The organism is Frigoriflavimonas asaccharolytica, assembly GCF_013294015.1.
GTDB lineage: Bacteria > Bacteroidota > Bacteroidia > Flavobacteriales > Weeksellaceae > Frigoriflavimonas > Frigoriflavimonas asaccharolytica.
On the sequence record NZ_JABSNO010000040.1, the window covers coordinates 8,989 to 12,983 of the forward strand.

Genomic DNA, 3,995 nt, shown 5'->3' on the forward strand with positions numbered 1-3,995 from the left:
GGAATCTCTTTCCCCTGTACTTCCGCCGGAACAATGTGAGGGTTTTTCATAAGTTTTTTGCGGTATTCAGATTCAAATAATAAATGATCGTGGCTATCTAAATTTTCTATTTCATCTGCTGGTATTACGACTTCCTTACCCTGATATCTGCCTACTTCTACTTGAACGCCTGAACCTGCTATCCATACTACACAAACACCTCCCGGTGCAAAGCCTACAATAATGGTATTATAATTTACATGACGAATTTCTCCTGTACCGTTGGTTAATTTTGTATCATATCCTTTTCTAAAATATTCTCTTATTTTTTCATAATCTAAATCTTCATCTATTTGGTAAAACTTTTCTTCTGCATAGGATAAAAAAACCACATTGAGATGATCTGGTAAAGGTTTTACTCCAGAACCCATTCCATAACTTGCTTCTCCCCAATAGCCATCTCCTATGGTAGTTCCAGCATTGAGACTTGTATAAGAGCCGATTTTTAAATTTTGTAAACCTCCTTTATAAATATCTATAGGAAAACCATAGGGAACGGAGGTTGCGTCTTTCCATTCATAAATTTCTGCACTCATGTTTTTTGTTTTTTTATTTTTTTCTTGGCAAGACGCTGGTGTAAATAGTATTATGCAAAGTATATAGGTGATTATTAGTTTCATTATTTTACATTGTATTTCTTATTAAGTGTTTTATAAATACCGATTTCCTCTACTGTAGCAGAAATCATCCGGAATTCGCCTCTTTTTTCAACCTTTTTACGGATTTCAGTATTTTCACGATTATTAAGCGTCCCATCAAAAAAACACCATAAGTAAGTTTTAACGTCCCCGGTGAATCTGGCAATGGATTGCCCGTATTATATACAAAGGTTTTGCCCATAATTAATCAGTGTATTTAGTTTTACGCATCATAATTTCATTATTTTTCAGCCAAACTTGTTTGTCTCCATTTATTAATTGTACGGAAGCAGACGTTTTTGGAATATTTACTCGAATTTGTAATTTAATCTCACCATTTGAATTGGTAGAAGAAATTTCTTTAAAAGCCGAAAATATTTCCTTTTCATCAAATTTTATATTGCATATATACCTATGACCATCTACACCATCCATCCACTCAAATTTAATATCATCTGGCACAGTCCTTTCTTTAGAAATGTTCCATTTAAGTTCATTAGGTATAATATTATTATATCTTGCTATTTGGCTTTCTCCAAAAATCATTTCCATCTCTCCATTATAATGAAAATGAGTAAATACTTTACTTTTTCCATTGTCAGGTAATTCAACTTCTACCTTCCAATTGTATTTTTGTCTATAAGAATCCCATAATCCATAAGGGATTGGTTTATTTTCATTGGCTTTCACCACATCTAACGGAACGATATCAAACTCATACATTATTTTTCTCTGGTACTCAGGATCGAACATATTTTTTTGTGGACCAGGACTTAAGCCATCAATCTCTTCTTGCGGTATGACCACTTTTTTGCCTTCGTATCGTCCTATTTCTGTTTGTCGTCCTATGCCAGAAAGCCAAACTACAACAACTCCGCCTGGTGCAAAACCTACAACAATTTGATTGTAATTCTCTTTTCGTGGGTTGGGATTATCACCATCAGAAGGTGTATAATACCCATCACGGAAAAGCTTAACCATTTTTTGTTGGTCTATATCGGCATCTATTTCATAAAATTGTTTTTCTGCATAAGACACCCAAATCACGTGCAAATGATTGGGCACTGGTTTAAAACCATTGCTCATACTTCTTCCAGAACTTCCCCACCCATCATTTCCAGAATGTGTTCCCAAATATAGGCTTGTAAAACCTCCGTTTGCAGACTCTAAACCACCACGATAAACATCTACTGGATATCCTAAAGGACAAGATATTGTTTCTTTCCATTCAAAATTTTCTGAACTCATATTATTTTTTTTATTTTTTTCTTGGCAAGACGCTGGTGTAAATAGTATGAAACCAAAAAGGTAGATTAATATATTTTTCATTTAAATAAAATTTAATTTTTAATAAATTCCGCTTTATAACAATTTCTGCTTTCTAGAGTACAAATGTATAACTATGATGATATCGCAATTCCAATAGCCAAAAAAATACAGAACATTAATATAATAAAACCCAATTGGATTTTGATGGATTTATTGAATGATGAACTTTTAAAAATGAAAAAACTCCAGACCCCACCAATAATTGCAATCAAACTACAAATTCCGAAAATAGAGGATACAATAGATTTGCCTAATCCTTGCGATCCATCATTTACACCTGAAAGTGGTTGAGGATTATATAATTTTATCCAATTGATTACTATTAACATTTAATAGATAATGGAGTAAATCAATAACCCAAGTGAGATTTTTTTCATGTTTTAATGAAGATTATTTCTTAAGCAAAAATTGTTTCTATAACTTTCATTTCTATGATTTACCTTATCTTAATTTAAAATGAATTTACCCTTTATTTACTTTCGCATCTATTTTTCCTAAAACTTTTGCAACACCCGCACTTTGAATTAAAATATCGCCGTTTTTCGCTTGATGCGTGGTACTAGAAGTGGTTTCTTTCAAGTCTCCTGTAATATTCACAGTTTTGTTTTCACTTACTGTCTGCTTGTAATTTGTAGATGTAAACTGATGATTATTTGTAATGCTTATCTTATGATTGTCACCAACATTTGTCGTCATATTTTTTCCAACATTAATATTTAAGTTTTCCCCTGCATTAAAAGTCATATTCTTAGGCGCAGTTACAGAAATATTTCCCGCACCATCCATAAAATAGGTATTCCCACTAGGATCCAAAATAGTCACACTCTTCTCATTATCATTCATCAGAACTTTGATTCCACTTTTCGTCTGAATAGAACGCATGTGATTTTGCGCGCCACCACCCAAACCAACTTTCCCATGAAACATGCCACCCATCACAAAAGGTCTGTCCGGGTGATTATGTACAAAACCAACCATCACTTGATCGCCAACTTCGGGAATCGCAACATAACCTCGGTTTTGCGAAACTTGATCTGTTCCTCCTGCATCTGGACTCATCATTCGGATGAAATCTGTCGTGTCGTGCAATTGCCAATCAAATTTTACCGTGATTCTGCCTTGTCCTTGCGGATCTGAGTTCGAGATTACCGTTGCCATTTGTGGTTGAGCAATTGGTTGTGTAAATTCCGGCGTTGGCAGAAATCCTGTATCGCTTGCAATTGCTTTGAAAGTTCCTGCATAATGTCCCAAAGTATCCACATCATGCGTGGTTTCTACAATCATTAATCTGGTGAAATAACTCGTTTTGTTGCTGTCTTCTTTGCGCATTTCCAGATCTACCACGCAACCTGGATACAAAAACGGAATGCTCGTTGTTCCGCTTACATTCAAAACTTCTACGGCTTTGCTTCCTGCCGCACTCATTTGAGAATTTACTACATCTTTGTCTGTGGTGGCGCGAATTGGGGCTATCTGCAAAGCTGGTGTGCGGAAAATTCCGCTTTCAGCATCATTTTTTTTGTAGGCGATGCTGGCTAAATCGCTTTTATGTTTTGCGGGTGTGGTTCCAGAAGTTAGTTTTGCGTGCTGACTGCTGTTTTAGCCGTAAAATTGAGGCTTTGTATGCACGGCTTTTATTTCTATTTTAATGTCGTTTACATTACTGCCATAGACCAATTTTAAAGCTTGGTTTTGGGGTGTCAATTTACCAAAATGCAAAACTTCGCCATCATAATAAAACTGCTCGCCATACGCTTCTGCCATTCTTGCGAGGTAGTTGTAGTGCGTTTCGTTGTATTGTGCGCTGTAAATAATTTCAGAATAATCATTGGCATCTACTCGAACATCGTAGTAGCCAGCTTTAATGCCTTCTTTGATGAGTTGATTAGCGATAATGCTCATATTCACAGATTGTTTGCCGCCAAAACTTTGGGTATGTGGCGCAGCATCCAACAAAATTGTGGGACTGTAACCTGAAAGTACAATATT

General features: G+C 35.4%; 4 protein-coding genes and 1 pseudogene. 1 reads left to right on the plus strand and 4 read right to left on the minus strand.

From position 1 onward, the window contains the following. A partial coding sequence (locus HNQ03_RS15435) for a DUF2931 family protein (RefSeq protein ID WP_173780595.1) occupies window positions 1-659 on the minus strand: 659 nt, incomplete at its 3' end. 222 nt (window positions 660-881) lie between these two features. Then, a complete protein-coding gene (locus tag HNQ03_RS15440; protein WP_173780596.1) occupies window positions 882-2,006 on the minus strand; it encodes a DUF2931 family protein in 1,125 nt (374 codons plus the stop codon). 63 nt (window positions 2,007-2,069) lie between these two features. Between HNQ03_RS15440 and HNQ03_RS16135 the strand changes: the two genes are divergently transcribed. Then, on the plus strand, window positions 2,070-2,297 hold the full coding sequence (locus HNQ03_RS16135) for a hypothetical protein (RefSeq protein WP_226927532.1): 228 nt from the start codon (window positions 2,070-2,072) through the stop codon (window positions 2,295-2,297). Between the two features lie 171 nt (window positions 2,298-2,468). On the opposite strand, the gene HNQ03_RS16280 is transcribed toward HNQ03_RS16135, so the two are convergent. Together HNQ03_RS16280 and HNQ03_RS16285 are read right to left on the minus strand one after the other, a co-directional pair. After that, window positions 2,469-3,485 carry a phage baseplate assembly protein V gene (locus HNQ03_RS16280; protein ID WP_394367977.1) on the minus strand — a complete coding sequence of 339 codons (1,017 nt, stop codon included), beginning with the start codon at window positions 3,483-3,485 and terminating at the stop codon, window positions 2,469-2,471. Window positions 3,486-3,605: 120 nt separating this feature from the next. Then, window positions 3,606-3,995: pseudogene (locus HNQ03_RS16285) on the minus strand (Vgr family protein); the annotation flags it as partial.

What these genes read in the sequence shown, in the direction of transcription:
- HNQ03_RS15440 (WP_173780596.1), bottom strand. Translation starts at nt 2,006, where the DNA reads ATGAAAAATATATTAATCTACCTTTTTGGTTTCATACTATTTACACCA.
- HNQ03_RS16135 (WP_226927532.1), top strand. Translation starts at nt 2,070, where the DNA reads ATGTATAACTATGATGATATCGCAATTCCAATAGCCAAAAAAATACAG.